Below are 26905 nucleotides of genomic sequence, written 5' to 3'. Positions count from 1 at the left end.
AAAGTTAATTATTAATATGAAAAAAATATCAATAGCAATCGTATTTTTAGCGTTAATCGTTGGAGGATACTCGTGTAAAGACACATTCCTCGACGTAGCACCAACCGGTTCGATTTCCAAGAACCAATTAACCACCAAAGCAGGTTTAGAAGGTAGTTTGATAGCTGCTTATGCTCAGTTGAGTGGATTAGGTAGTTATGCAGGTGGCCCTTCAAACTGGGTTTGGGGTGCTATTCGTGGTGGAGATGCCAATAAAGGTACTGACCCGGGTGACTTCTCTGACATCAACCCAATTCAAAGATTTGAATATAACCCTTCATTACCATTTTCTGGTGAGTTGTACAGAGAGCATTTTGATGGAGTTGCCAGAGCAAACGCTACTTTGGCTCTTATTAAAGAAGCTCAGCCTGATGTAAAGGAGGAAGAAAAGGTAAGAATGGCTGCTGAGGCTAAGTTTATCAGAGCACATTTCTATTTTCAATTGAAAAGAAACTTTGACAATGTACCTTACGTAGATGAGAATATAAACGTTTCAAACGGAATTGAGAAAGTTAAAAATGATGTTGATATCTGGCCTAAAATTGAGGCTGACTTCAAAGAAGCTTTTGATAAACTTCCTGAAACTCAAACAGCTGTAGGTAGAGCAAACAAATGGGCAGCAGCAGCATACCTTGCAAAAGCCTATATGTTTCAGAAAAAATACCCTGAGGCTAAAGCCCTTTTTGATCAGATCATAGCAAATGGAAAAACTGCAGGTGGTAAAAAATATGCTTTGCTTCCTAAATACTCTGATCTTTATCGTGTAGCCAATGACAACAGTGCCGAGTCGGTATTTGCTGTACAAGCCACAGTTAAATCAGGTAATGGTAATAATGCCAATGCAGATCTTCAATTGAACTTTATACAAGGAACTGAACCAGGTACATGTTGTGGATTCTTTCAGCCAACATTTGAGTTTGTGAACTCTTTCAGAACTACTGCTGACGGTCTTCCTTATCTTGATGGTTCTTATAACGACCCTTCAAAAGCCGTTAAACATGATATGGGTATTGCTTCAACAGCAGGTTTTACTCCAGATAATGGTCCACTTGATCCAAGATTAGACCATACCGTGGGTAGAAGAGGTATTCCATTTTTGGATTGGGGACTTCATACTGGTTTTAGTATGATTCGTAACCAACCCAATGCCGGACCATATTCTCCTAAAAAGTATCTTTATACTAAAGCTGAGAAAGCCGCAGGTATGACAGAAACTGGAGGTTGGGGACACCAAACTTTTAATGCCTACAATGTTACAATTATCAGATATGCTGATGTACTTTTGATGGCGGCTGAAGCTGAAATTGAAGCTGGATCTTTAGCAAAAGCTCTTGAATATACCAATATGGTTAGAGGAAGAGCAGCAAATGAGTCTGATTATGTTAAAATTGACGGTGCACCTGCAGCCAATTATTCAATAAAAACCTATGCATCATTCCCTGATAAAGACTTTGCCCGTGCTGCTGTAAGGTACGAAAGAAGAATGGAACTAGGAATGGAAGGTCATCGTTTCTATGACTTGGTTAGATGGGGTGAGGACGTAGCCGCTATCAATAAATATTTGAAATATGATCAGGTATTATTACCTGGTGCATTTGGCGGAGCTTCTTATCAGGCAAAGCATAAAATATTGCCACTTCCTCAATCTCAGATTGACCTTGTTGGTGCTGATGTTTTAAAACAAAATGCAGGTTATTAATCTGATTTGAAATTTATTGTATAAAAAAATAGGCTATCAGTAATGGTAGCCTATTTTTATACTTTTATTATTTATACGTATCGCTTACCGTAGCTTTCGGCTTTAGTTACAAACTCTTTGACTTTTTGTTCATCATCTTTTTTACAAATCATCAAAACATCGTCAAATTCAGCAACGATATAGCCTTTTAAATCATTAATGACCACTAATTTGTGTTTTGGTGTTTTTATTACACAATCTTCAGTCGCAAAAAGCATCACCTGACCATCAACCACATTGTTGGTATCGTCTTTCTCCGAGTTTTCATATACTGACTTCCACGTACCCAAATCACTCCAACCAATATCTGAAAGAACCACAAACACATTTTCAGCTCTTTCCATAACGCCATTGTCAATTGAAATCGACCGGCAACGCTGATATGCCGTGTCCAGAGCATCTTTTTCTTTTGATGTATAGAAGCTTTTTTGAGCAATTGAAAAAGCATCGGCCATTTCGGGAAGGAAAGCATGGAATGCATTTTTTATAGCATTTATATTCCAAACAAATATTCCCCCATTCCAAACATAATCCCCGCTGGCTAAAAACATTTCAGCTAACTCCAAATTTGGTTTTTCTGTAAAAGTCTGAACTTCTTTCACTTCTGTTTTACCAGAGTCGTTAAATTTGATATAACCATATCCGGTGTCAGGTCTGGTGGGTTTTATGCCTAAAGTAACCAGTACATCATTGTTTTTTGAATAATCCAGGGCCACATTTATCCTGTTTCTGAATTCTTCTTCTTTCAATATAATATGGTCTGCCGGTGCTACTACAATGTTGGCGTTTGGGTCTTTTTTTTCGATTTTATAACAAGCATAGCCAATACAAGGTGCTGTATTACGACGACTGGGCTCAAGTAGAATCTGGTCATCGGTCAGATAGGGCAGCTGGTCTTTTGTAATTTGATAATATTCAGGGCTTGTGACCACGTAAATATTTTCTTTAGGACAAATACCCTCAAATCTATCTGCGGTTTGCTGTATGAGGGTTTTACCAGTTCCCAGGATGTCATGGAATTGTTTTGGAAATGTTTGTCGGCTAAAAGGCCAGAAACGAGTTCCTACTCCTCCGGCCATAATTATCAGGAAATTTGAATTTGCCATTTATTTTTTATTATTAAGAAAATACTGATTTGTACGTAAAGCTACATTTTCTCTAATATCCAACCAAAAAAAATTGTAATCAGCGAAATGCCAGATTTTTTCGTTAAGAAATGCTTTTCCTGGAATATCGGGTTTTTTTATCCATAATATACCATTTTCGACTTTGCACGTAATGATACCCGGGCTCAATTTTGATTTAATACCCAATGTGCCTTTGTGCCAGCTTTTTTTAGACCAGTTAGTGTTTGGTTTCCAGGATACAGGATTGATACATTGTGCCTGGTTCAAGCCATTTTCGTAATAAGAAGGATAGTAATTTTCTGAAAATGTATTCCAACTTAAATATCCTCCTGTTTGGTTGGGTTCGGTCATAAGTTTTACAGTTTCAAACATACTGTCATTTACTGGCATACCAACCAAATATGCAGCAATCATTCTTTCCTGCAAGGGTTTATTATTTACAAATTCTTGAATGAGCCTAATTGCAAGTAAAGTACCTTGACTATGCCCGGCAATTATGAACGGCCTCGAATGATTATATTTTTCAAGAAAAATCTCAAATGCTTTTCTAATGTCAAAATATGCTAAATCCAATGCTTTTTTTGATGAAATGGAGTCTTTGGTTGTAAAAACCGAATAGTGTGCCTGCCGATATATTGGAGTATATATTTTTGCAATACCATTGAACACTGAGGCTTGATTATAAATTGCAGATTTTTCGATTTTTTCATTGAGATCTGAGTCAGTCGTAGATGCATTCCAGGTGTATTGGTTGGTTGGTTGCTGAGTATATACCGTAGGATAAATATAGAAAACATCAACTTGAGCTTGAAACTGAAAGTCTTTTAAATTGTGTTTTCCTTTAGGTAATTTATCTGCCATATCAATTTTGGTTGGTAATGCCAGCCAACTTGATGTTTGGGTGTAATCAGGGCTTAAAGGCTGGGTCTTTTCGTCAAAGGTTGATGTGATTTGAAAATGTTTTTGAGCCATTACAATTTCTGTGTTTAGCCAAAAAAACACCAATAAAATCAACCATTTTTCCATATCTTTTTTCATTTTATAATTATTTTTTGATTTTATTGTATTCAAATAATTTATCTTTCTTATTTTTGACCAACGAATTAGTTTCTTAACCAAATAATAACCTTTTAAACTATGTTAAATTTATACCCTAATCTTAAGAAATTATTCCTGATTACCATCTTTAGTTTAGCCACTTCTGTATTTGTTATGGCTCAAACCAAGGTTTCAGGGATGATTTCTGACGCTCGTACCAAAGAGCCTTTGGTAGGAGTTAGTGTTCAAATCAAAGGAAAAATCATTGGTACCATTACCGATTTAAATGGTAAATTTGATTTTACTACCGCAACTCCCGTGCCATTTCAATTGGTAATCTCTTCGGTGGGATATAAAAGCCAGGAATACACCCTTAAATCAGAAAATGCTGCTATAAATATCAGTCTCGAAGAGGAAAACATAATGGGTCAGGAGTTGGTTGTATCTGCATCCCGGATGGAGGAAAGTGTGATGAAATCTCCGGTTTCGGTTGAAAAGCTGGATTTGAGAGCTATAAGAGAAACTACTGCTCCAAATTTTTATGATGCTCTTGGAAACATGAAAGGTGTGGATTTGACTACACAAGGTTTGCTATTTAAATCTATCAACATGCGTGGGTTTAATTCGACCGGTAACGTGCGTACTGTGCAGATGATTGATGGAATGGACAATCAGGCACCTGGACTTAATTTTCCTGTAGATAATATAGTTGGTATGCCTGAACTTGACGTAGAGAGCGTAGAGTTAGTTTCTGGTGCTGCTTCTGCACTTTATGGTCCAAATGCATTGAATGGATTAGTATTGATGAATTCTAAAAGCCCGTTTTTATACCAGGGACTTAGTGCTAATATCAAAAGTGGTATTATGAGTGCATCGAACAGAGCTGTTCAAACTACTCCTTTTTATGATATGTCCTTAAGATATGCCAAAGCTTTCAATAACAAAGTGGCATTTAAAGTAAACTTGTCATATTTGGGGGCTAAAGACTGGGAAGCCAATAGCACTGATAACCTTAATTATGTAAAAGGTGGAGCAAATGACCGCTCAGCATTGGATTATGATGGATTAAACGTTTATGGTGATGAGGTGCAAACTAATCTTGGGACCGTTGCAGATGCATTGGTAAAAGGTGGTTTACTCCCTGCAAATGCCAGAGGACTTGTGCCTAATACAATAGTTAGCCGTACTGGTTATAGCGAAAGCGATCTAATGGATTATAATACTAAAAGCTTCAAGGTAAATGCCGCTTTGCACTACAGAATTACTGAAAAAATTGAAGCGATAGGACAGATTAATTATGGATATGGAACTACAGTTTATACCGGAACGGGTCGTTACGGTCTTCGTAATTTTAACATAATGCAGGGGAAACTTGAGTTAAGAGGTGATAATTTCACTTTGAGAGGATATACTACTCAGGAGAATTCAGGACAATCGTTTTTGGCAGGTTTGACAGCTGTAGATATGCTAAACGAAGCAAAGCCTCACGCCAATTGGTTTGGGGAGTATGTAGGAGCATTTGTTCAGGCTAAATCTCTAAATCCTAATATTTCAGAGGCTAATGCACATGCTACTGCCAGAGCTTTTGCGGACAAAAACATGCCACAACCGGGATCTGATCAGTTCAATACTTTACTTGACAAATATAGAGAAATGCCTATAAGTAAGGGAGGTAGTGCATTTACAGATAAAACTGATATGTATCACGCAGAAGGGTTTTACAATTTCAAGAATCAAATTAAATTTATTGATCTGATTGCCGGTGCCAATGTAAGACAATATAGACTAAAATCAGACGGAACACTTTTCTCTGATACTAAAGATGGCCGAGACGGAGTAATTCCGATAAATGAATATGGTGCTTTTACTCAGGCAAGTAAAAACCTTTTTGGAGATCATCTTAAGCTGATTGGTTCAATTAGATATGATAAAAATCAAAATTTTGACGGTCAGTTTACACCAAGAGTATCAGCTATTTCAACTTTTGGTAATCACAATATCAGAGCATCTTATCAAACTGGCTTCAGAATTCCAACTACTCAAAATCAATATATTGACCTTACCACGCCTACTGGAACATTGGTAGGAGGTATGGATGAGTTTAATGCCAGGTATAATCTTACTGCAGGTATTCCAAGAAACGTATTGGCTGATTTTCAGATTAATGGAGCTAATTCTAAATATTTGGATGCCGCAGCCAAACAAAAACTGGCAGCAAATGTTGGTGCATTTGTTACTTCAAACCTTTCTGCTATTCAAAGTGCCGTAATAGCAGCAGTACAAGCAGGTGTGGTTTCAAAGGTAACTGCAGCTGTACAAGCTTTAGTTGCTGCAGGACAATTGCCGGCTGAAGCTGCCCCGGCCGCTATTCAGGCTCAGGTTACGGCACAAATGGGTAGCCAGGCAGTTAAGGATCTGATTACAGCTAATGTTACCTCTCAAGCCAATGCTTTAGCTACTCAGGTGACACCTGCTTTTGCCTTAGATGTACTTCCAAAATACTCTCCTGTTAAACTTCAGCCTGAAAGAATCAAATCTTGGGAGATTGGATATAAAGGTCTGATAGGGAAGAAATTGTTTGTTGATACTTATTATTACAGTAGTGTATATAGTAATTTTATTGGGGGAACGGTTATCGTGGTGCCAACTGCACCGGCAGCTGCTGGTCTTCCGCTAGCTTCGGGCATTGGTGTGGGAAATTTCAAAGGCTATCAAAGAGTATCAAATACCAGCGAAAAAATAACTGCTGACGGTTGGGCTTTAGGTTTAAATTATTCCCTTCCTAAAGGATACAGTATAGGTGGAAACTGGGCTGTAAACAGACTTAAAAACTTTGTTGCTACCCCAGAGCAACAATATGCTGGATTTAATTCTCCGAAAAACAGGTATAATGTTAATTTTGCAAAAAGATTGGGTAGTGGTGAAAAATTTGGTTTCAATGTTTCTGCACGTTATCAGGATGCATTTGTTTGGGAATCAAGTTTCGTAGTTCCAACTACAAGCACAGTGCCTTTATTTGGAAATACAACAGTACCATCAATATTTAATATCGACGCACAAGTAAGTTATAAACTTCCTGCTGTGAAGTCTGTTATCAAACTTGGTGGAACAAACATTGGCGGAAAACCATACGTTCAGGCTTATGGAAGTGCGTATGTAGGTTCAATGTATTATGTATCAATAGCTTACGACGAATTATTTAACAGATAAACTTATACCAAAAATTATCGATAATTGGCTCCGGCCAAACTTCATAATTTTCTTTGGTTTAAGTGAAAAAAGCCTTCCATTGGAGGGCTTTTTTTTTTGTGCAAAAATAAATGGAGCTCCTTTTCAGAAGCCTCTTTATTCAAAAATTTTATAAGAATCTATCTTAAAGATTCTACAAATTTTTCAATATCTGCCGGTAGGTCAGTTGCGGTTTCCAATACTCTCACAAACTGACTACCAATAATGGCCCCAGACGCTGATTTTGCGGCCTGAGCAAAAGTTTCCTTGTCTTTTATTCCAAATCCTATAAGGCGGGGGTTTTTAAGGTTCATGGCATTGACTCTTTCAAAGTATTCTTCCATGTTATGACTTACACCTGTGACTGCACCCGTAACACTTGCAGATGAAACCATATAAATAAATCCTTTTGATATCCCGTCGATTTTTCTGATTCTGTCTTCAGACGTTTGTGGAGTAATTAGAAATATATTTAGCAGGCCATATTTTTCAAAAATTTCTCGGTAGTGATCATTGAATTCATCTAATGGTAAATCAGGTAAAATCAACCCGTCAATGCCAACTTCACTGCATTTTTTACAGAATTCTTCCACACCATATTGATAAACCGGATTGAAATACCCCATCAAAACTACGGGAACTGTAATTCCATGATTTCTAAAGCCAGCGAGCTGCTCAAACAAAACCTTAACTGACATTCCGTTTTCAAGAGCTTTTTGGTTTGAGCCCTGAATAGTTTCGCCATCCGCAACGGGGTCAGAATAAGGCATTCCAATTTCAACTATATCAGTCCCTGAGTTTTGAAGTGCCTGAAGTATAGGTAAAGTATCCTTAAGTTCAGGAAAACCGGCAGTGAAATATATGTTGAGTATATTTTGTTTATTGTTCTTAAAAAGCTCCTCTATACGGTTCATTAGGTCTATTTTTTGGAAAGTGCAAAAATACTAATATTTGTATCCGGCATTCCAAAATTTAAAGAATAATAATAATTTGAATAAGAATTACATTTCAGTAGTCTCATTGTATAAAACCTGGAGCATAGTTTGCCCCACAGCTTTCAAAGTGTTTTTATCAATATTACTCATATTGTCCTGCATGGTATGATGGTGCTCGAAAAACAGGTTGTCAGTATTTCGGGTGTCAATGATGTCAATCATCGGAATTTTTGCAATTGTATTTACCGGAACATGGTCGTCAGTAATTTGAGAACCCGTGCTTTCTACAAAAAAATTACTGAAACCAAGTTGAGAAGCCGTATTCCATACATTCTGAACAATTGATGGAGCCACTGCGACTGAAACTCCTTCTTTTTGAAAGGTTGCATCTTTTGCCCCAACCATATCCAGCAATATTCCAAAATATGCAGAATATCCTGTTTTATGCAGATTTTTCGACCAATATTCAGACCCCAGGCAATATCCGCCATATTCATGTTTTACATCACCTGTAAAATCTTGGGGTGCACCCCAGTCCTCTGAGTCAAATAGAATGAAATCTACACCAATATTCAGGCTATCCCTGCTGATAATTCGAGCCATTTCCAAAATTACAGCAACGCCACTGGCACCGTCATTGGCACCGTCAATGGCTTTATTTTTCACAGATTTATCTTTGTCACCGTAAGGTCGGGAGTCCCAATGGGAGGCAAAAATCAATCTTTTAGCCGCACCGGGGTTATAACTGGCAATGATATTTCTGGAAGGCACTGATTTTCCATTGTACAATACAGCATTGAATTTCTGCTCGGTGACATCTAATTTATATTCTTTGAATTTTTTTACCAACCAATCACCACATTTTTGTGAAGCAGAACTCCCTGGTACCCTCGGCCCAAATGAAACCTGTTTTTCTGTAAATTTATATGCTGAGTCTTGCGAAAATTCAGGAGCTTTTACTATAGCTTGAGTTGCAGTTTCTGTTTCGGTGGACTGATTTTCAGAGGCATTGTTGGAATATTTGCATGAAAACAAAAAAATAGTATAAAATACTATAAGTGAGTATCTTAATATACTTTTGGACATTGTTTTTGAGTTAATTTTTAACAAAAATAAGTTTAATGAATGAAAAAAATAATTTTTTGGCACAGTATTTGAAATTTACATTTTACAAGCAGACTTAGTCTGTGAGCTTTTCTAATTAACTTTACTCTTATGAAATTATTATTTACTTTAGGTCTAAACCTAATAACTTTTCTGCTTTTTGGAAATGTAGATGATAAAAAGCCCAAAAAAACTGCCGGATTTGCTTCTGTAAATTATGAAATATTTGGTGATGACCATGCTTTTACTCCAATTGTTGACCAGGAGTTAAAAGAGCATGTTTATTATATCGTAAGTGGTCATGGCGGACCTGATCCCGGTGCCAATACCCTTGTAAATGGTAATATGGTGGCAGAAGACGAATATGCTTATGATGTAAGTTTGAGATTAGCAAAAAACCTGATATCACATGGGGCAAAGGTATATATGATTGTGAGGGACGAAAATGATGGCATCAGAGATGAAGAATATCTTGATGTAGATACCGATGAGGTAGTGTGGGGTGGAGAGAAAATCCCTTTGAATCAATCGCAGAGGCTTAGACAAAGAACACAGATTATCAATAGTTTATACGAAGAAAATAAAGCCAAAGGATATGAGATTCAAAGGGTAATTGAAACCCACGTTGACTCAAGATATACCGATCATAAAGTGGATATTTTCTTTTATTACAATGAAAACAAGCCCGAAAGCAAGAGATTGGCTGAAGGTATGTATGAAACTATTAAGACTAAATACGATGCTAAGCAGAAAGGCCGTGGCTATAATGGTGAAGTGAAACCAAGAGCACTTTGGACTATCACAGCCTCTAAGCCTCCTGTAGTATTTATTGAGCTCGGGAATATCACGAATGAGTACGACCGCAAGAGGTTGCTCATCCCCGATAACAGACAAGCGATAGCCAATTGGTTTCTCGCAGGATTACTTGATAACTAGGATTATTACTTCACATACAATTTTAAGATACCGGAGGCCCAAAGCCTTCGGTATTTTTGTTTTTGACCGAATAATAAAAATAAATCAAAAAATATGACGAAAGTCAATTATTTAATATACATTTGGTTACCCTATAAAAGTAAAATAACCTACTCATTCTATGAAACTTATATTGTTTCATTTGATTTTAACGGTAAATCCTCTGGTAAAAATCATTACCAATGAAAGGGTTATTTTAAAACCTTCAGACACGATTTTGCAATTTAATGCCCTTGAAAACGACATTAGATTTTTTGTAAATAATTCAAAAACTATTGGCGATTCTATCAGCTATCAATTAGTAGGATTTGATCAGAAGCCCAATTTTTCATCTTATCCTGAAATCAGATACACCGACTTAAAAGGTGGGAACTATACATTTATTATAAAGAAATATTCGGGAGGAAAAGTAATTGAAAGTAGCTCTGCAAAAATTGAAGTGGAGAGAGAATTGGCTGAGGAATGGTGGTTTTGGCCTTCACTGGCTTTGTATGCAATGTTATTAATCGGGGCTGGGTTTTATTTTTATCTTATCAACTCTTTCCGGCAAAAAATGAAGGTTCAAGTGTTGCGAAACCGCATAGCCTCTGACCTGCATGATGAAGTGGGAGCTACCTTGAGTAGTATTGCGATGTCCTCAAATCTGGTAAACAGAAAAATAGGAGCGGCAAATCCCGAAATACAAAGTATGCTGGCTCAAATAAAAACCGACTCTGAGGAAACCATTCACACGATCAGAGACACGGTTTGGACTATTAATCCTGACAATGACAGTTTTGAAAAACTCATAGAAAAACTTCGTGCCTTTGCTTTTCAAATTTTTAATGCAAAAGGTATAGAGCTCATATTTCTCAATGAATTAAATGACAAAAAAGCACCAAAACTTTTGATGGAGCAGCGGCGGAATGCCTATATGATTATCAGAGAGGCTTTAAACAATATTGCAAGACATTCTGAAGCCACTGTAGCTGAAATGCATATAAAAAAGATTAAAGAAGGGATTAGTATCAGCCTGAAAGACAATGGGATAGGATTTGAAAAAGACCCGAATAACCATGGAAACGGACTGAAAAACTTTGAAAAAAGAGCTAAAGAAGGTTTTATGGATTTTGAAATAAAAAGTGAAAAAAGAAAAGGGACTCAGATTTCACTTTTGATACCTGAACTATAATTCCACCAATATTGGTGGGTTTGAGGGAAATCAAAAAGCAGAATATTTGCATAAAAAAAACGAAATGGTGGAAGAAGCAATGAAATTGGTAACCGTGATATTGTTTGAAGACAATACCAGCTATAGAAATAGCCTGACCAATTTCTTTAAGGGTGTGGAGGGGATTTTGTTTGCCGGAGCTTTTGGCGATGCCAATGAGGTGCTTTCAAAAATCAGAAAACATAAACCCGATGTGGTGCTGATGGATATTCAGATGCCTGGAATAAGCGGAATAGATGCTCTGAAAAAGATAAAAAGCAGTCACCCGGAAGTAAAGGTTTTGATACAGACGGTGTTTGAAGATGAGCATAAGATATTTTCGGCGATATGTGCCGGAGCGAATGGTTATGTGCTCAAAAGCCCCGACCCGGAGCTGATGCTGCAAGCCATCATGGATGTATATGATGGAGGCGGGCACATGAGCCCTACGATAGCTCTGAAAGCCATGAAGATGTTCCAAAATCAGTTTGTGGCCAGCCAAAGCACTTATGTGGAATTGACAGAAAGAGAAAAGGAAATATTAGGCCTAATGGTAAAAGGCAAAAGCTATAAAATGATAGCCGACACAGTGTTTTTGAGCTATCACACCGTGCATTGGCACGTAAAAAACATTTACGAAAAATTACACGTAAACTCCGCCCCAGAAGCAGTCGCCAAGGCTATTGAGGGGAGGTTGGTTTAAGTTATTTTCGAATAAAGTTCTTTGATTTCTTGGTGTTGGGATTTCAGAGGGAGAATATTCCACCTTTGGGTAATTTATTTATTTCCTCCTTGGTCTTTTTTTCTAAAATGCTCTTTATTTCATTAAATCGGTATGGTACGAATGGAGATAATTGTGAGTCACTAATTAATTGAAGGGTTTCCTTAGATTCAAAAAATACATATTCCTCTCCTTTGTATTCAAAAACGTAAAACCATGTCTGAAGGAATTCATATTCAATTATTTTAAATGATAGATTTCCTTTTCCTCCCAGAAATAATGTTTTATCATTAAGTTTTATATCAATATTTTCCAAAGGTTTTCCTTTAAGTTGATATTCGCTGAGGTATGAAAAATTATAAAAGATTTTATCAATAACCCAAAAACTAAAGGGGTTAATTCTGTTAAATAGATTTTTATTTCTAAAATATTTATAAGACATTGAAGCTTTCTTTTTCTGTAATAAGTATTGTTTACCATTTTCATTGGCAAACTGGTAAATCATGCTCCTCGTTTTAGAACTATAGTTGTTTGCTAAAACATCCCGGATGTCAATTTTATGAATAACCGCTTTAGCGTTTGAACAGTAAGAGCCAGGATTACAATTGATTTGATTTTTAACAAAAACTTTGGAATTATTTGATCTGACTGAAGCATTGGGTTTTAGCGACGAAAAATTACCAAATTCCTCTAATTCAAATCTTTGGTAGTCTGAATTAATATTATCAACAAAGTATTGAATAGAAGCAATAATTGTATCAGATCCAGTCCAACGTAAACTATCTGTTAAATTAGCATCATATACTCTGCCGCGGTTAACTGGCCAAGGATCTAGAATCCGTAAAAATTTTTGACCTGAATTATTATACGCTTTATTAGCAATTACAAAATGCCCTGTGGTATTATTCTCAGTGGTATATGATTTGCTGGAAGTAAAAAGAATTATGTCCTCATATTGAAGCTTCAATTTTAAAAAAAGCCATGATGGAGGAGATGTATGTTCTTTACTATTAAATTTTAATGAATCAAAAAAGTATTCAATACCTCCAAGGCAATAACAAGGCTCCCTACGCCAGTCGTAACTATAAAAAACAAATGCTTGGTTGCAATTTTCGCAGTCAAAATCATTGCATTCATAGTTACAGGTAGGACTTCTTGAATTAGCAATTTTCACTAAACTACATTGTGTAGAATCTGGAATAAAGTATTGTAAACAAGCTGCCCAACACCAAGCACTTTTTCGCTGTATAACTAGAGATAATACTCTTCCTTGAGAAAAAGTGTAATTGAAAGAGAATGATATCAACAAAATTAGTACTATTTTTAAATATAAATTTTTCATTATTATGCCTAGATTAGATACGACAATTAGTTTTATAAGAACAATTGAGGGAAATTTTGGAATAAGTCTTCCAAATTATTCGGAATTTGTCAAATTAATCCCATTACCGCTAACAAAATATAAATTTGCTTTGGTTAAAGCTCGTGCAAGATACGAAATATCAAGAATAAGCAAATTTAAGTTTCAGCCAGAATACCTTGAACTGACAATTCATTACGACTATCTAAATAATAGTAAAATACAATCAATCGATTATGCAATTACCGATAGCACTGGAAAATTAGGAGCTTATTATTTACCATTAGTCGATTTTTGGAGTATGGCCTCTTATTGGGGGGGAAACCCAAGAAGAAATGCTAATTATTTGGCAGTATTTGTAGATAATTCATATACAACTCCTAAGTCAATTCCTAAGTCAATTATACTAGTTAAATGTGAGTTAAATGGGGACCCATCTTCATTTACATTAGACCAGCTTACATTTCCAATGGGTGGTGGTGGACCCGATCCAAATCATACAGGTACTAGACTACCATGATAATTATGATTACATTGGAGAGGATTTTTTCTTTATCGGGTAGTGGCATTTATGTTGGCTACCTGATACTTCTCTTTCCAGGTTTTAAATTAAAGATATTTAATGTAAAAACATTATGTATTTCCCTTTTTGGCATTGGCCTTTTACTTTCAAATCTTTCTAGCTTTTTTAAGTCATTTTCTGGTGATAAACTCAATGAAACTGACTTCCCTTTGTTTGTAAAGCTTTCGTTAGTAAGAAATATTTTTGCAGTTATTGGCCAAGTCTTTTTTGCCATAGCTTTCTATAGAGCGGGTTATGCTAAATTTGTGGTAAACAAATAGCTTCTCTTTATCAAGTAAAAAGTACCCTAAAATAAATGGAAGAAAAGTATGAAAATATTTATAATATAGTTGGTAGCATTACCTATTTTTTTCTTGCTATTACTGTTCTTTTTGGTTTCTATAAATTTAAGAGCTTTGGTAAAAATATAGCTAAGTTTTTTTATTACGCCATCGCAGTATTTGTGTTTAATGGCTTAGAAGAACTGTTTTTATGGTCAGTAAAAACTTATACCTCCTGGTGGATTCCATGGCTCAATAAATTCAGTATTACTGATACCAATTTTATGGCATTGTATGGAAGGCTTATAGACATAGCCTTCCTTTTGCCATTCTATTTTTTGATACTTGAGCTAAAACCTCGAAAAAATTGGAGAATAGCCAACTGGGCTCTATTATTGATATGCATATTGATTGCTATATACATTGATGGCTGGAGAAACTATGGCACGGTAAATTCTATTATTAACAGAGGACTTCTTATCATTCTTCCCATGGCCTATTTCTGGAAATTGTACCGCCAATTGCCCTCATTAAGTCTGTGGAAAAACCCTTATTTTTTGATTTCCTTAGGTTTGTTAATCCCCAATCTACTTTCTATTGTGATGTCTTTTATTGGAGATAAGCTGTCGGCTACTGATTATGTATTGTTTATTAAAGTTTCTCTTTTTCGCAATTTTGTTTCCCTGATTGGGCAGTTGCTATTCATAAGGGCATTTTTATATGCCAGATTTGAGAAATTTCTTTCATAGCCTTTAGATTTTAATTTTCAAATAATAACCACCTCACAAGGGTGGTTTTTTTATGCTCAAAAACCACCAGAATTGGTGGCTGTGAGGGGCTTCAAATATTCGGAATTTTGAATCAACGATAAATAAATTTTTCATTTAAAGAGAATCAGCATGAGCAATTTTTCTAATTTAAAACATCTGGTAATTATGTCAATAGCGGTTTGGCATTATCAAAAACTTGATAATGTAAGAGAATATTTAAAACCATATTCAAATTTGGCATTTTCATTTGACCGTGATCATTCTAAATTGGATAAAAAAAATAATTCAATTTCTGAGCATGGAGAAATTGATTTTCAAAAAACAGACAATGGAAGAATAGTGAAAAATGATGATTATGGATTTTCATTTTCATTGCCTCAAAATTTAAAATTAAGAATTAAAAATGCCCAAAATACCTCCTTGATTTTGCATAATTCAGTGGCAGAGGTTTCAAATGAGATATTGGTAGCTGCACCTACCTCACAATCAAATAGAAGTTTAATCGGAAATTTACAATTGATAGGTTTTAATGTAAATGAAGACCAGTCGGTTGCCAGTTTCAATATGAACGGCACTTTTATAAAAATTTTCTATGTGGCTTCTCCAAATACTGGAGGTCTGGTTTTTACTTACATATTGACAGGTTATCAGGATGGAAGCATCACAGATGAGGATCTGGAAGCGATTTTCAATTCAATAAAATTTTACCGGCCAACTCTTACTCTATCACAACGGCAATCTATTGAATATCAGCAACAATTGGAACAACAAAAAATAGAAAAACAGAGAGCCTTTCAAAGAAAACGAAGTAATCCTATTGATGTAAATATGGACATATTTGAGCGAAGGATAATGTCCGGTATGGGAGTTTATTATAATAATTGAGGAATTATACATATAAAAAGTGGTAAACAATATCACCGTGAGAATTTCATAAAAAGGGAATGCCGATGCCCAATTAAGTAAGCAAAATCAAATTAAAAAGTAAAATGAAAAACCGGAAAACCTTACTCCTGGGATTACTATGTCTGGTATCAAGTCAAATGATTGCTCAGGAAGTAACTCCAACCAAAACCATTGATAGTGTCGAAACGCAGACTATGCCATTGCCTTTTTCTGTACTAAAAAAACAAGCCATCGGCAAATCAATACTAATGCCTGGTCTTGGAGACAAAATAGTAAGAAAAAACTCAAAAAGAATCTGGATGGGCATCATAGGATATGGTGCCTTGGCTGGAGGCATTATTACTCAAAACAAATCCAATAATTATGTTGAGGCTTATAACAGGTCACTGAATCAAACCGCTATTACGAAAAATAGAAATAATGCTAACAAATTTAATTCATTGAGCACTGCTCTTTGGAGCTTGTCAGGTCTTATATGGACCATTGATATCGGTGGTTTGATTTCCTTAAAAAAATAAAATTTAATTTTTAAAAATATGAAAAATATAAAATATACAATCCTTGTTTTGGCATTACTATTTTTTAGTTGTTCAAAAGAATTCCTAAACGATTGTGATCAGGAAAGTCCGGCTTTCAAAACTATAACTGCAGATTTTACCCCGATCATAAACAATAATATAGTTACGTTCAAAAATAATTCAGTTAATGCCGAAAGCTATTCCTGGGAATTTGGAGACGGCACCACCTCTAAAGTTTTTGATCCTACGAAACCATTTGTATATCGCGACACCCCGTATTCTGTGAAGTTGACAGTAAGCAGATGTGGGGGTGAGAGACAATCCTCGATATCAAAAAACATTGATGTAAAATGCACTACCAGGGCACCTGAAATAGAAACAGACAAAAGAATTATTTGTGCCGGAGAGAGTACCATTCTAAAATTAAAAACAAATTGTGCCTCGGGAAGTACTGTAAAATGGAGCAATGGAGCTCTTACGAATACCATTACAGTCAATTCGGCTGGAACTTACACGGCACAGTGTGTAGCAAACTGCACTAGTGTGGTGTCAAATGCCATTGAGGTAACAGTTAACCCTAAACCCAATCAACCAAATATTACTGCTTCTTCATTTGATGTTTGCGAAGGCTCAACATTTTCATTACCAAATACTATATGTAATGTGGGAACTTTAATTTGGAATGATGGAACCACTGGGCTTTCAAAAACACCAAATACCACCTCGATTTATAGTGTGACATGTAGTAGCAACGGATGCGTTTCGCAATCATCAGGTGCATTTACGCTAAGGATATTGCCGTCAAAAGCCACGGTTTTTACATTGGATGGTGTAATAAATCCTTTTGCCCAAATTATGACTTTTAAAGGTAGTATAGACTATAAAGCGAACCACATTGTTGAAGATCATGGATTCATTTATAAAACTGGTTTAACAGATACTCCTTTTAAAATTGGAGATGAAGGGGTAACTACTATTTCCTTGGGTTCAAGACAAGTAAGTGCGGTATATACATTCAACATATCCTCAAAGCCACCAGCAAAGAATATTTCCTTTATTGCCTATATAAAAGATTGTTCAGGATACAAATACGGAACTATTAAGAAATTGTAATTCTGAATGTCATTGGCGTAAGACGAATAGCTTTCTATAGAGTTGTATTTAGAGTTAAAATTTTATTATGGAGACAAATTGGATTTGAGTGAATTTACGAATTGTCAATATTATAAAAGGGTAAAAAGTGAAGACACAAATATTCTAAGAAATTGAAAAAAATAGTCTACTAATACAATTTAAATCTAAGTAAAACTCTTTTAATACCTCAAAAACCACCAGAATTGGTGGCTGTGAGGTGCTTTAAATAATCGGAATTTTACATAATTAAAATTAGTAGTACAATGAAGAAATTTTTATTCTTATCACTATTGGGATTTGTGATAGCCTGCAAAAAAGATGCTCCTATTCCAACCGACAATGGGCCTGGCGTAGCCCAGAAAATTAAAAAAGTATGGGTAGCCAACCAAGTAACTGAGGGTGGAACGGTAGTGTTTTCAAAATCTGGCACCAACAACCTAAAGGCAGGGTATTCACAATTCAAATTGGATTTAGCCAATACTTCGGCAGCTTCACTGACTGAGTTTGACGGTAATTCTTTTAAGGGTCAATATGAATTAAACAATGATAAAACATTGATTTTGAAAGACCTTTCTCCTATGCCTACAGGAAATAATGGGTCAATAGAATTTACGATAACCGAGGTTTCAGGCAGTATTTTAAAACTCAGTAGAGTTACCACAAGTGCTAAAACCGGCGGTCAAGCTGTCTCTTATATTTTAGAATAAATAAAACGCTATAATTATGAAAACAAGATTACTATTTATATTTATTCTTTTGAGCTTTAAGGGCATTTTTGCTCAAAATCAGGGTAATTTCTGTGGAATTACACATCAATCACAGGCAGAATCTGAAGGCGTTGAATCATTTATCCGGCAGTTTCAAAAAAATGCAGTAAATCTCCGCCCATCAGCAGAAACTATTTATATTCCGCTGAAACTCCATGTTGTAATCAACGATGCTGGCTCTGTTAATTCAAGTTTTTTTCGTTCAAAAGACTTTAATCAATCATTGGCATATACCAATGCAGTTTATAAAAAAGCAAATATTCAGTTTTTTGTAACTGGCAGTATCAATTATATCAAAAGTAGTAAACTTCAAAACTTGGTTATAAAAAACACTGAAACCGTTGTAATTGATGGTTATACCGAGAACATTGTCGAAGAAGAGCTTTGCAGGCCTCATGAAATACCTAATGCCATTAACCTCTTTTTTGTAAACAATACAAACATTGACGGTTTCATTAGTGCTTCTTATGCCAAATATCCGAATACTACCTCTGTTCAAAAAATCAGTTCTTATAGGATCATTATGAATGCACAGGCGATTGGTGGTTATGGAGATATTAAATACCCCGGTTTACCGCATGAAATCGGCCATCATTTTAGTCTTTATCATCCGTTTGACTACAATGGTGGAGCAAAAGAGCTGGTGAAAAGGGACACAGGAGCCAATTGCGAAACTACCGGTGATTTTCTTTGTGACACCCCAGCCGACCCTTACAACGATATTCCCTCTAATAGTCCGGACAGGTCACTTTGTAGTGAATTGCCACCCAATTACCGAGATGCAAACGGAGATATTTATAAACCTGATATGAGCAATATAATGACCTACTATAGCAATTATTGTAAATCTGGCTTTACTGCAGGGCAATACGAAAGAATTTTAGCAGGTCTGGCACTTAGAAAAACTTCTGCAACATTTGGAAAATATGATGCACCTGACGCAACTGTTACACCTCCGACAATTACAGGTATTAACAATTATGAGGGCGGAGTCATGCAGCTTTTTCTAAAAGATAATTCAAATAATGAAACTGGTTTTATCATTGAGAGGGCTAGCTCTGCCACAGGTGAGTTTGTGGCTATTGGTGGCATAGCCGAAAATACTACGATTTATACCGATGAATTGGTGGGAATTGACAATGTCACCAATACTACTTTCTATTATAGGGTGAGGCCCAGTAATAGCAAAAATGCATACAGTAATGTATTTGAGAAAACCACTAAAACAAAGTTTGGGTGTATTCCTCCAGTTAATATCAAATGTGGTGAAACCACATTCAATATGGTATTCAGGACTGTGAAAGCTGCCGGTTCTACGCTAAACGAAACCTACGCACCTTGTCGTAGTGTGGCCAATTATAGTTATAATAATACGAAAGAGTATCTTTTTCAAACCAATACAGATTATACCATTGAAGGTACCATCCAAAACGAAATTCAGGCCTATCATAATATTTATGCATGGATTGATAAAAACAAAAACGGCTCCTTTGATGAGAATGAGCGGATTTATGCGACTAATTATTCGGCTATAAACAAGCCTGCAGACAAAAATTTCAAATTTATTTTCTCAACCAAGGACTTGTCAGGAACTTATACCCTGAGGCTCAGAATGGGATTTGTTACAAATCTGAGAGATGCCTGTGCAGGAGTACAGCAAGGCGAAACCAACGATTATGTCATTAATGTTGCAGGAGGTTTTTCATTGAGTGCAGGTGCTATAACATCACCTGCCGTTTGTCCGGGTGGAACGATTACAGTTCCTCTAACTTTTGATGGTGCTCCTTTAGCTACTACTAAATTTTCGGTATTAATTTCAGACAAACAAGGAGCAAATTTCAAAGAGATTAGTTCGGTTCTGGAAGGAGCAAATATTAAGGTAGCTATACCAAAAGACTTTGTCTCAGGAACTGGATTTAAAATAAAGGTTGTCAGTACAAATCCGTCTTCTGAGTCTGTAAGCCCTTCATCAATTACCATAATGGCATTGCCCACTGCCAAATTTGAAACGAAAGAGGCTTCAATTCAACAATACCAAAGTCTTGATGTCAAATTGAATTTAACAGGCGATTTGACAATAAAAATTAAGCTTTCAGATAATCAAACTTTTGAGTTAAATGACCTAAATCCAACTGTAAGACTTTCGCCAAATGTAAGTACTGACTATAAGATAAGTGCTGTAAATAACACTTGTGGTGAAGGAAGCGTAGATAATTCGATTTTGAAAATAATTGTCAACCAGGTTTTGGGCTTAGAAAAAGAAAAATCTGAAGAATATTTTAAAATTTTCCCCAATCCTACATCAGGAGTATTTACACTTCAAATTTCTAAAAGCTCCCATAATCCGAAGGATTTGGAGATTGTAGATACCAATGGTAGAATACTATTCTTTAAGAAAATAACAAAAGATGAGGAAGAAATAGATTTGAAGGGATTAACCTCTGGAATGTATTTCATCAAAATAAAAACTGATAATTTGATATTGAATAAGCGTTTGATCAAGATTTCCCAATAATCTCTTAATCTGTTAAAGCAACCATTCAAATTCTTAAAAGACTCTGGCCAGACCAGAGTCTTTTTATTGAAAAACCACCAGTATTGGTGGCTGTCTTGCCTTTCATTCTTCATGAACTTTGGAGTATTAATAAACAACCCAAAAAACATGGAAACAATTAATCTTGGAAGCAGAAGTCAGGTCAGGCCCGAAAGCATCAAGCTGCTCAAAGCCGACATCAATTACACCACTATTTTTTTTCTGGATGGCACAAAAGTGTTGGTATCTACTACTATGGGCATTATCGAAAGCCGATTGCCCAGAGAAAAATTCCTGAGGATCAACCGTGGCACGGTGATTAACCGGGAGATGGTTTCCCATTATTTCATCCGTCCCGATTACGATGAGGTAAAGCTCCAGGACGCCTCGTTTGTGAAAGTAAGCAGGAGACGGAGAATGGAGATGCGGCAGATATTGATTTCGCAATAGTAAAATTCCAATCAATTGTTTTTGAATAAAGTAAAAATTAAAAAAAATGAAAACTTCAAATTACATTTTCTTTTTGGCCATTTATGGTGGAATAACAGGAGCCATGATGCTTCTCGATGGCAAAGGCAGTCTGGAAACCTATGGTGTTTCTGCAGACCCATATCATGTCGTAATCATGGAATACCTCGGTATTTCTAACCTTGCGATGGCAGCATTGATTTTTTTTGTACGTAACGAGGTTAGCCTAAAAGTACTTCGAATCATCTTAATTATTTCAGCCATAGAAATGATAGGTAGTTCACTAAAAGGCTTTTACGATGTACAAATATCTGGAGTCCCGGGAAATACTTTCTTTTGGGTTGATGCCATCATCAGGTTTTTGGTTGGTCTGATATCAATATTTATAACACTCAGAATATCAAAAGAAACATTTTAAATATCAAAAAGTAAATTAATCATGAAAAAATTAATCGTATTTATTCTCGCATTGCTGGTAACCCAAACTCTTACAGCTCAAAGCACCTTTTCCGAATCTACTTTCAGGACAATGATGGCTGATTTTGCCCAAAATCCTGTTTCCTGGCTAACTACTAAAACCGCACCTGGTTTTACCTATATCGACAACAATGGTAGTGTTAAAAATGTGGAACAAACCAAGGGGATTTTTAAGAATGTGAAAGAATTTGACAGGAAATTTTCTGATATAAAAGTCAGTCAAAATGGAGATTTGGCTACTGTTACCGCAAAGCTGGACCAACATGTGGAATTATTGGGAAATGGGCAGAAAATCAAATCAAAACATGCCATCACCTATACATTTTTTAATCAAAAAAATAAGTGGTTGATGACCTCTGCACAGCATACATCTTTGGCGAGTAGCTCCGTATTCACATTGGAAACCTGGAATGATTTCAATGACCAGTGGAATAAAGATCAATTAAAAACTTTAACTGAAAATTCGGATCCAAAGCTGAGCTTTATTGATGGAAAAGCGGAAATGAAAACACTAAAAGATCTGGTAGGATTTTATACCTACTATCAGGAAACATCCCGAAAATACAGTGACCTGAGTGTGAACCATTCAGGAAAAACAGCAGTAGTTACGGGATATCTTCATCATGAATGGTACCTAAAAACTGAACCACAAAAATTAGCTTCTTACGATGGGGCATTTACATACACTTTTGCCCATGACGGTGAAAATTGGGCATTGCTGGCTTGTCAACATACAGATAGAAAACATTAAAAACTTTAAAAATAATATTATAATGAAGACACTAATTTATACGATTCTATTTCTGAATATTTCGACATATGTTTTAGGTCAAAGTATTACGCTTGATCCTAAGACTACACAAGCAGCCGGAATTCAGGTAAATTCAGACCTGGCCTTTAAAAAGGAAAAAAGAGAAACTGCAAATGGTGGTTGGGCAAATTATCCAAGAGACAATTCGTCGGTTCTGATTTTTGAAGGTGGAGGTTCATTAAACGGCATTGCCGATGGTCAGGACGGATTGATAGTTTATGTTTTTAATGGGTATCCCACAGGTGCCACCACTACCGGGCAGCTCCTCCTTCAGCATGAAAACGCTTCAAGCACATCATCCAACCGTATTTTGACGCCAAATGGGACTGATTTTCCGGTCGGAAATGGTGGGACAGCCTTAATATATGATAGCTCTAAACAACGCTGGCGAGTTGCTACTCCCGAACAATTGGGTAGTGGAGGATCTTTTTCAGGTTGGGGATTATCAGGTAACGCCGGAACCAACCCTTCAACCAATTTTATTGGAACAACTGATAATACGGAGCTAAATATCAGGACTAATAATGTTGAAAGGGTTACTGTAAATAGTGCAGGTAATGTGGGGATTGGTTCCCCTTCTCCTACCACAAAGCTGGAGGTTACAGGAGATTTTAGACTCAATAAAAAAACTACAATTAATACAGTCGGTACCCAAAATGCATTGGATAGACTCGGGGCTCCGATTATTTATTTTAATACAACCGGAACTGTAACACTAAATGGAATTGCCGGTGGGTCAGATGGAATGATTTTGTATTTATATACATCAAGTTCTAATACACTAATCCTGAATAACGAAACTTCACCAGCAGCATTTAATGATCAAATAGTGACTCACACTGGCGGGACTTTAACGATTACCGGTAGAGGCGGAGTTACCCTATTGTATGAAAATTCCGGTTGGAGGGTGATTGGATATGCTGAATAATTTCCTATAAGGTTCTTATTATTAATAAATAAAATTCAATTTTTAAAAATTACTAAAATGAAAACAATTCTTTTCTTAGCCTTTATTTCTATTTCATTTTTATCAAATGCACAAATAGATTTTGCAGATACTGCTATCGAATCTGCTGCTGTGGATACTACAAATCCGGGTCGTTTTAAACTTAAAGCAAAAATCGTGAGTAACGAGTTTGGAAATAATGCATCTCATGGTGTAAAAATCGTGATTTTATTACCGGAAGCCAGACTTTACAGTTATTCGGTGAGAACCGAACGAGGAATTCCATTATCGTGTAGTGTTATGAGACATATTTCTGCCGGAGTTACTCATCCAGTAGGCTATTTAATATGTGATGGAAGAACTCTTCAAAGAAGAACAAGTACTTCGCCTGATAGATTTATAAATATTAAGGTTGAAACCGGTGTTCCTGATCCTATATTGATTTATCCCATTCAAACCAATTTTAGTATTATGACCTTCAATTTAGTGCCGGATAACAATATGAAAAACAATTTTTGGTCCTGGAAATGATTAAAAAAAACGGTTGACAAAATTCATTTCCAAAACTAGTAAACAATAAAACTACCACTAAATAAAAACTATTCCAATTTTTTAGAAATATTATATATTTTTATAAAAAACTGATTAAAAGTGTTTTATAAAAAATACCAGGCTGCATCACATTTAAGCCCTTTCGTGGAATGTTTTTACATCTGGGAAAATGTGGATTTTGAGGTCCACCATCAAATCATCGAGTCGCCGCCTACAGCGTTTGGCTCGATGGTTTTTAACTATGGAGATACGTATTCTTTCAAAACACTTGGCAACGAAAAATTCATTTCCGTTCCCCAAAATTTCATAACAGGTCAGGCTACCCAAAACTATTTTTTGCAATTGCCCCGTAAGATCGGCATGATTGGGGTAGTTTTTAAACCCGCCGCAATTTCTACCTTATTTGGCATGCCTATGTATGAATTTGTCAATACCAGATACGAGCTATCAGATGTTTTTGGAACTGAAATTGATATAATTTCAGATAAAATTAGAGAAGAAAATTCGAAGGAGTTAAAAGTAGAAATTCTTAATAATTATCTTACCATTAAGCTCATGAAACTAAAAAAAGGACCCGACAGAACCGATTATGCGGCCAATCTTATTCTCGATCAAAAAGGGATGGTTAACATTTCAAATCTGATGTCAGAATTGTACGTATGTAGAAGGCAGTTTGAACGACAATTCTTACAAAAAGTGGGCATGAGCCCCAAGTATTACGCCCGAGTTCGCCGGATTGGGTATTTGTGTGCGTCTTTGGCCTCAAAAAAGTGGAAAATCGATGACTGGCATGACCTCATCTATAAAATGGGTTATTACGATCAATCTCACTTTATTAAGGAATTTACAAGTTTTACCGGAAAATCTCCCAGATTTTACCTGAAAAACAATCTCGAATTGGCCAATTATCTAGAATAAAAGTCGCTTTTTTACAATTTTCCGAAGTCAAACTTTCTGAGTTTTGTACCATAAACAAAATTTAAAAAATGAGGAAGTTTGTAATCAGTGTAACCATCTTATTCTTGTTGTTCGCATTCAAAAACGACGACAGCATTACCGAAATTAATGGTGCATTTTTAAGGAAAGAATTCAGGTTTGGTGATATGAAACAGTGGAGTCAAGACCAAGACCGAAAAGTGGTTAAAATATTCAGAGATGGCTACTGGATGACATTTTTCTATGATGACCGCCGACCCAATAGGAAAATATTTGATGGTGCGGGAGGTGGAACCTACCACTTAAAGGACAGAAAGTATGTTGAAAAAATTGATTTCTATCCGTGGGATTCTACAGCCGTTGGTACCGAAATATCCCTGAATTATTCTGTGAATGAAAAGGGTTTTCAACAGTTTGGAAAAATGAATTCTGAAAAATATCCAAACTACGATGTAAATGAAAAATTTGAAAGAATTATTGGTCAAGAAGCCCTCAAAAACAAAAAATTAGAAGGTGTTTGGGAAATGACAGAAGGCACTTGGGGCGGTGAAAATAGGTTTGGAGCGGGGAAATATAAAGACGCCAAAATGGTGGTGATATTTCAATACCCAAAAATGGCTTTGGCCTATTTCTTTCCTAAAACCAAGACTTTTGATGGAGCCGGACTTTACACTTATCAGTTTGATGGTAAAACATTTACAGAAACCAACGAAGCCTACTCTTGGGATGAAAAACATGTGGGAACAAGAAATAATTTCAACATCAAATTTGATGGAAATACGTTTACAAAAACCAGTTTGACAAATAAAGGATTTAAAGAGGTTTATAAAAAAATCAGATAAATTATGAAAACAGTAACAAGAACAGACAGCGTGACATCACTCACCAGAAAGGGCACTTGCGTGGAATTTTTCTCGGCTTATCAAGATCATGACTATCAAAGAATGATTAACCTTTGCACTCCAAACGCAGATGTGAATTTTACACCATTAGGAGCGGGTGGTGTTGGTAAGGTTTCAGAACTTGGAAAAGCTTTGTGGTCAGGCCTTATGGATGCTTTTCCAGATATCGACAATACCATAGATTCCTTTGTAGAAAACGGCGATGAGTTGACTTGCAATGTGTCGATTTTTGGTACACAGGCCAAAGAATTTTCCGGGATACCCTCTAAAGGCCTGAAATTTGAAAATGACCATATTTTCGTGTTCCGTTTTGATGATGATGATAAAATTAGCTCAATCATAATCAGCTGGGATCATGATAGTTTTCAAAGACAATTGAGTCATTGAATCAAAAAAAAATGCCTGATTCCTTTTCAGAATCAGGCATTTCCTAAATATCTATCAATCAAAACAACAGCCCCGCAAACGTAGCCGACATATAGCTGGCAAGCGTACCAGCAGCAAGGGCTCTTACTGCCACTTTCGTGAGGTCATTTCTTCTTGAAGGCTCAAGTGCTGATATTCCACCTATTTGAATACCCAGGGAACCAAAATTGGCAAATCCACAAAGGGCGAAGCTCACAATAGCGATGGTTTTAGGGGAAAGAGCACCACTTTCAATCATAGGTATAAGGTTTAAATAGGCCACAAAATCTTTAGTGGAAAGTTTTGTTTTTTTGCCATATTGTTATTCTTATTACATCCCAAAAAAGCCAATTGGTTTCTAACAGGATTACTTAACAACTAGGATTATTACTTCACATACAATTTTAAGATACCAGTGGCTCAAAGCCTTCGGTATTTTTTTTTTTGAAAGGCTTAACAATTTCTTCATATTCAGCCAAAATC

Annotated in this window: 26 protein-coding genes and 1 pseudogene; 21 read left to right on the top strand and 6 right to left on the bottom strand. The window is 36.0% G+C overall.

Annotation, left to right across the window (positions count from 1 at the left end):
- Positions 1-16: 16 nt before the first annotated feature.
- A complete protein-coding gene (locus tag IPP61_02875) occupies positions 17-1738 on the top strand; it encodes a RagB/SusD family nutrient uptake outer membrane protein (GenBank protein ID MBL0324116.1) in 1722 nt (573 codons plus the stop codon).
- 71 nt (positions 1739-1809) lie between these two features.
- On the opposite strand, the gene IPP61_02870 is transcribed toward IPP61_02875, so the two are convergent.
- Together IPP61_02870 and IPP61_02865 are read right to left on the bottom strand one after the other, a co-directional pair.
- Positions 1810-2883: a mannose-1-phosphate guanylyltransferase gene (locus IPP61_02870; GenBank protein ID MBL0324115.1), complete on the bottom strand. Its 1074-nt coding sequence runs from the start codon at positions 2881-2883 to the stop codon at positions 1810-1812.
- Positions 2884-3942: a DUF3089 domain-containing protein gene (locus tag IPP61_02865; protein ID MBL0324114.1), complete on the bottom strand. Its 1059-nt coding sequence runs from the start codon at positions 3940-3942 to the stop codon at positions 2884-2886.
- Positions 3943-4116: 174 nt separating this feature from the next.
- Here IPP61_02865 and IPP61_02860 point away from each other — a divergent pair, with 174 nt between their 5' ends.
- Positions 4117-7152 carry a carboxypeptidase-like regulatory domain-containing protein gene (locus tag IPP61_02860; protein ID MBL0324113.1) on the top strand — a complete coding sequence of 1012 codons (3036 nt, stop codon included), beginning with the start codon at positions 4117-4119 and terminating at the stop codon, positions 7150-7152.
- 158 nt (positions 7153-7310) lie between these two features.
- Here IPP61_02860 and IPP61_02855 read toward each other — a convergent pair whose 3' ends face one another.
- Together IPP61_02855 and IPP61_02850 are read right to left on the bottom strand one after the other, a co-directional pair.
- On the bottom strand, positions 7311-8084 hold the full coding sequence (locus IPP61_02855; protein MBL0324112.1) for a tryptophan synthase subunit alpha: 774 nt from the start codon (positions 8082-8084) through the stop codon (positions 7311-7313).
- 87 nt (positions 8085-8171) lie between these two features.
- The gene (locus IPP61_02850) at positions 8172-9191 is read right to left on the bottom strand and encodes a M28 family peptidase (GenBank protein ID MBL0324111.1); all 1020 of its coding nucleotides are present in this window, start codon (positions 9189-9191) and stop codon (positions 8172-8174) included.
- Between the two features lie 129 nt (positions 9192-9320).
- On the opposite strand from IPP61_02850, the gene IPP61_02845 reads away from it, so the two are divergent.
- The 3 genes from IPP61_02845 to IPP61_02835 all read left to right on the top strand — a co-directional run bounded on the left by IPP61_02845 (position 9321) and on the right by IPP61_02835 (position 12076).
- Positions 9321-10145 carry an N-acetylmuramoyl-L-alanine amidase gene (locus tag IPP61_02845; protein ID MBL0324110.1) on the top strand — a complete coding sequence of 275 codons (825 nt, stop codon included), beginning with the start codon at positions 9321-9323 and terminating at the stop codon, positions 10143-10145.
- Positions 10146-10305: 160 nt separating this feature from the next.
- The gene (locus tag IPP61_02840) at positions 10306-11355 is read left to right on the top strand and encodes a hypothetical protein (protein ID MBL0324109.1); all 1050 of its coding nucleotides are present in this window, start codon (positions 10306-10308) and stop codon (positions 11353-11355) included.
- Positions 11356-11401: 46 nt separating this feature from the next.
- Positions 11402-12076, top strand: a complete 675-nt coding sequence (locus tag IPP61_02835) for a response regulator transcription factor (GenBank protein ID MBL0324108.1) — start codon at positions 11402-11404, stop codon at positions 12074-12076.
- Between the two features lie 43 nt (positions 12077-12119).
- Here the strand turns inward: IPP61_02835 and IPP61_02830 are convergent, their stop codons facing one another.
- Positions 12120-13436, bottom strand: a complete 1317-nt coding sequence (locus tag IPP61_02830; protein MBL0324107.1) for a hypothetical protein — start codon at positions 13434-13436, stop codon at positions 12120-12122.
- A 4-nt stretch (positions 13437-13440) separates the two neighbouring features.
- On the opposite strand from IPP61_02830, the gene IPP61_02825 reads away from it, so the two are divergent.
- The 16 genes from IPP61_02825 (at position 13441) to IPP61_02750 (ending at position 26404) form a co-directional block, all read left to right on the top strand.
- Positions 13441-13974, top strand: a complete 534-nt coding sequence (locus IPP61_02825; protein MBL0324106.1) for a hypothetical protein — start codon at positions 13441-13443, stop codon at positions 13972-13974.
- A 5-nt stretch (positions 13975-13979) separates the two neighbouring features.
- Positions 13980-14297, top strand: coding sequence for a hypothetical protein (locus IPP61_02820; GenBank protein MBL0324105.1), 318 nt, complete (start codon positions 13980-13982; stop codon positions 14295-14297).
- Positions 14298-14332: 35 nt separating this feature from the next.
- The gene (locus IPP61_02815; GenBank protein MBL0324104.1) at positions 14333-15046 is read left to right on the top strand and encodes a hypothetical protein; all 714 of its coding nucleotides are present in this window, start codon (positions 14333-14335) and stop codon (positions 15044-15046) included.
- 150 nt (positions 15047-15196) lie between these two features.
- On the top strand, positions 15197-15952 hold the full coding sequence (locus IPP61_02810; GenBank protein MBL0324103.1) for a hypothetical protein: 756 nt from the start codon (positions 15197-15199) through the stop codon (positions 15950-15952).
- 104 nt (positions 15953-16056) lie between these two features.
- Positions 16057-16491, top strand: coding sequence for a hypothetical protein (locus IPP61_02805; protein ID MBL0324102.1), 435 nt, complete (start codon positions 16057-16059; stop codon positions 16489-16491).
- 18 nt (positions 16492-16509) lie between these two features.
- Positions 16510-17604, top strand: coding sequence for a hypothetical protein (locus tag IPP61_02800; protein MBL0324101.1), 1095 nt, complete (start codon positions 16510-16512; stop codon positions 17602-17604).
- 284 nt (positions 17605-17888) lie between these two features.
- Positions 17889-18332 carry a hypothetical protein gene (locus IPP61_02795; GenBank protein MBL0324100.1) on the top strand — a complete coding sequence of 148 codons (444 nt, stop codon included), beginning with the start codon at positions 17889-17891 and terminating at the stop codon, positions 18330-18332.
- A gap of 16 nt (positions 18333-18348) precedes the next feature.
- The gene (locus IPP61_02790; protein ID MBL0324099.1) at positions 18349-20907 is read left to right on the top strand and encodes a T9SS type A sorting domain-containing protein; all 2559 of its coding nucleotides are present in this window, start codon (positions 18349-18351) and stop codon (positions 20905-20907) included.
- Positions 20908-21054: 147 nt separating this feature from the next.
- The gene (locus tag IPP61_02785) at positions 21055-21375 is read left to right on the top strand and encodes a LytTR family transcriptional regulator (GenBank protein ID MBL0324098.1); all 321 of its coding nucleotides are present in this window, start codon (positions 21055-21057) and stop codon (positions 21373-21375) included.
- Positions 21376-21421: 46 nt separating this feature from the next.
- Complete coding sequence (locus IPP61_02780) at positions 21422-21811, top strand: hypothetical protein (GenBank protein ID MBL0324097.1); 390 nt, start codon at positions 21422-21424, stop codon at positions 21809-21811.
- Positions 21812-21832: 21 nt separating this feature from the next.
- The gene (locus tag IPP61_02775; protein MBL0324096.1) at positions 21833-22621 is read left to right on the top strand and encodes a nuclear transport factor 2 family protein; all 789 of its coding nucleotides are present in this window, start codon (positions 21833-21835) and stop codon (positions 22619-22621) included.
- 22 nt (positions 22622-22643) lie between these two features.
- On the top strand, positions 22644-23609 hold the full coding sequence (locus tag IPP61_02770; protein MBL0324095.1) for a hypothetical protein: 966 nt from the start codon (positions 22644-22646) through the stop codon (positions 23607-23609).
- 57 nt (positions 23610-23666) lie between these two features.
- Positions 23667-24158 carry a hypothetical protein gene (locus IPP61_02765; GenBank protein ID MBL0324094.1) on the top strand — a complete coding sequence of 164 codons (492 nt, stop codon included), beginning with the start codon at positions 23667-23669 and terminating at the stop codon, positions 24156-24158.
- Between the two features lie 120 nt (positions 24159-24278).
- Positions 24279-25097: a helix-turn-helix domain-containing protein gene (locus IPP61_02760; protein MBL0324093.1), complete on the top strand. Its 819-nt coding sequence runs from the start codon at positions 24279-24281 to the stop codon at positions 25095-25097.
- Positions 25098-25165: 68 nt separating this feature from the next.
- A complete protein-coding gene (locus tag IPP61_02755; GenBank protein MBL0324092.1) occupies positions 25166-25957 on the top strand; it encodes a hypothetical protein in 792 nt (263 codons plus the stop codon).
- Positions 25958-25960: 3 nt separating this feature from the next.
- Positions 25961-26404: a nuclear transport factor 2 family protein gene (locus IPP61_02750; protein ID MBL0324091.1), complete on the top strand. Its 444-nt coding sequence runs from the start codon at positions 25961-25963 to the stop codon at positions 26402-26404.
- Positions 26405-26462: 58 nt separating this feature from the next.
- On the opposite strand, the pseudogene IPP61_02745 reads toward IPP61_02750, so the two are convergent.
- Positions 26463-26729 (bottom strand): annotated as a pseudogene (locus IPP61_02745) (NupC/NupG family nucleoside CNT transporter).
- Positions 26730-26905: the final 176 nt, after the last annotated feature.

The sequence above is a fragment of the Cytophagaceae bacterium genome (genome assembly GCA_016722655.1).
GTDB lineage: Bacteria > Bacteroidota > Bacteroidia > Cytophagales > Spirosomataceae > Leadbetterella.
Note: the sequence above shows the minus strand (reverse complement) of the source record. Positions and strands in the feature narration are given on the sequence as shown.

Coding starts and splice junctions, on each gene's coding strand:
- IPP61_02860 (MBL0324113.1), top strand. CDS start 4,117: ATGGCTCAAACCAAGGTTTCAGGGATGATTTCTGACGCTCGTACCAAA.
- IPP61_02790 (MBL0324099.1), top strand. CDS start 18,349: ATGAAAACAAGATTACTATTTATATTTATTCTTTTGAGCTTTAAGGGC.
- IPP61_02865 (MBL0324114.1), bottom strand. CDS start 3,942: ATGAAAAAAGATATGGAAAAATGGTTGATTTTATTGGTGTTTTTTTGG.
- IPP61_02855 (MBL0324112.1), bottom strand. CDS start 8,084: ATGAACCGTATAGAGGAGCTTTTTAAGAACAATAAACAAAATATACTC.
- IPP61_02820 (MBL0324105.1), top strand. CDS start 13,980: ATGATTACATTGGAGAGGATTTTTTCTTTATCGGGTAGTGGCATTTAT.
- IPP61_02815 (MBL0324104.1), top strand. CDS start 14,333: ATGGAAGAAAAGTATGAAAATATTTATAATATAGTTGGTAGCATTACC.
- IPP61_02785 (MBL0324098.1), top strand. CDS start 21,055: ATGGAAACAATTAATCTTGGAAGCAGAAGTCAGGTCAGGCCCGAAAGC.
- IPP61_02850 (MBL0324111.1), bottom strand. CDS start 9,191: ATGTCCAAAAGTATATTAAGATACTCACTTATAGTATTTTATACTATT.
- IPP61_02795 (MBL0324100.1), top strand. CDS start 17,889: ATGAAGAAATTTTTATTCTTATCACTATTGGGATTTGTGATAGCCTGC.
- IPP61_02765 (MBL0324094.1), top strand. CDS start 23,667: ATGAAAACAATTCTTTTCTTAGCCTTTATTTCTATTTCATTTTTATCA.
- IPP61_02800 (MBL0324101.1), top strand. CDS start 16,510: ATGAAAAATATAAAATATACAATCCTTGTTTTGGCATTACTATTTTTT.
- IPP61_02750 (MBL0324091.1), top strand. CDS start 25,961: ATGAAAACAGTAACAAGAACAGACAGCGTGACATCACTCACCAGAAAG.
- IPP61_02825 (MBL0324106.1), top strand. CDS start 13,441: ATGCCTAGATTAGATACGACAATTAGTTTTATAAGAACAATTGAGGGA.
- IPP61_02780 (MBL0324097.1), top strand. CDS start 21,422: ATGAAAACTTCAAATTACATTTTCTTTTTGGCCATTTATGGTGGAATA.
- IPP61_02840 (MBL0324109.1), top strand. CDS start 10,306: ATGAAACTTATATTGTTTCATTTGATTTTAACGGTAAATCCTCTGGTA.
- IPP61_02830 (MBL0324107.1), bottom strand. CDS start 13,436: ATGAAAAATTTATATTTAAAAATAGTACTAATTTTGTTGATATCATTC.
- IPP61_02805 (MBL0324102.1), top strand. CDS start 16,057: ATGAAAAACCGGAAAACCTTACTCCTGGGATTACTATGTCTGGTATCA.
- IPP61_02775 (MBL0324096.1), top strand. CDS start 21,833: ATGAAAAAATTAATCGTATTTATTCTCGCATTGCTGGTAACCCAAACT.
- IPP61_02755 (MBL0324092.1), top strand. CDS start 25,166: ATGAGGAAGTTTGTAATCAGTGTAACCATCTTATTCTTGTTGTTCGCA.
- IPP61_02875 (MBL0324116.1), top strand. CDS start 17: ATGAAAAAAATATCAATAGCAATCGTATTTTTAGCGTTAATCGTTGGA.
- IPP61_02770 (MBL0324095.1), top strand. CDS start 22,644: ATGAAGACACTAATTTATACGATTCTATTTCTGAATATTTCGACATAT.
- IPP61_02845 (MBL0324110.1), top strand. CDS start 9,321: ATGAAATTATTATTTACTTTAGGTCTAAACCTAATAACTTTTCTGCTT.
- IPP61_02810 (MBL0324103.1), top strand. CDS start 15,197: ATGAGCAATTTTTCTAATTTAAAACATCTGGTAATTATGTCAATAGCG.
- IPP61_02870 (MBL0324115.1), bottom strand. CDS start 2,883: ATGGCAAATTCAAATTTCCTGATAATTATGGCCGGAGGAGTAGGAACT.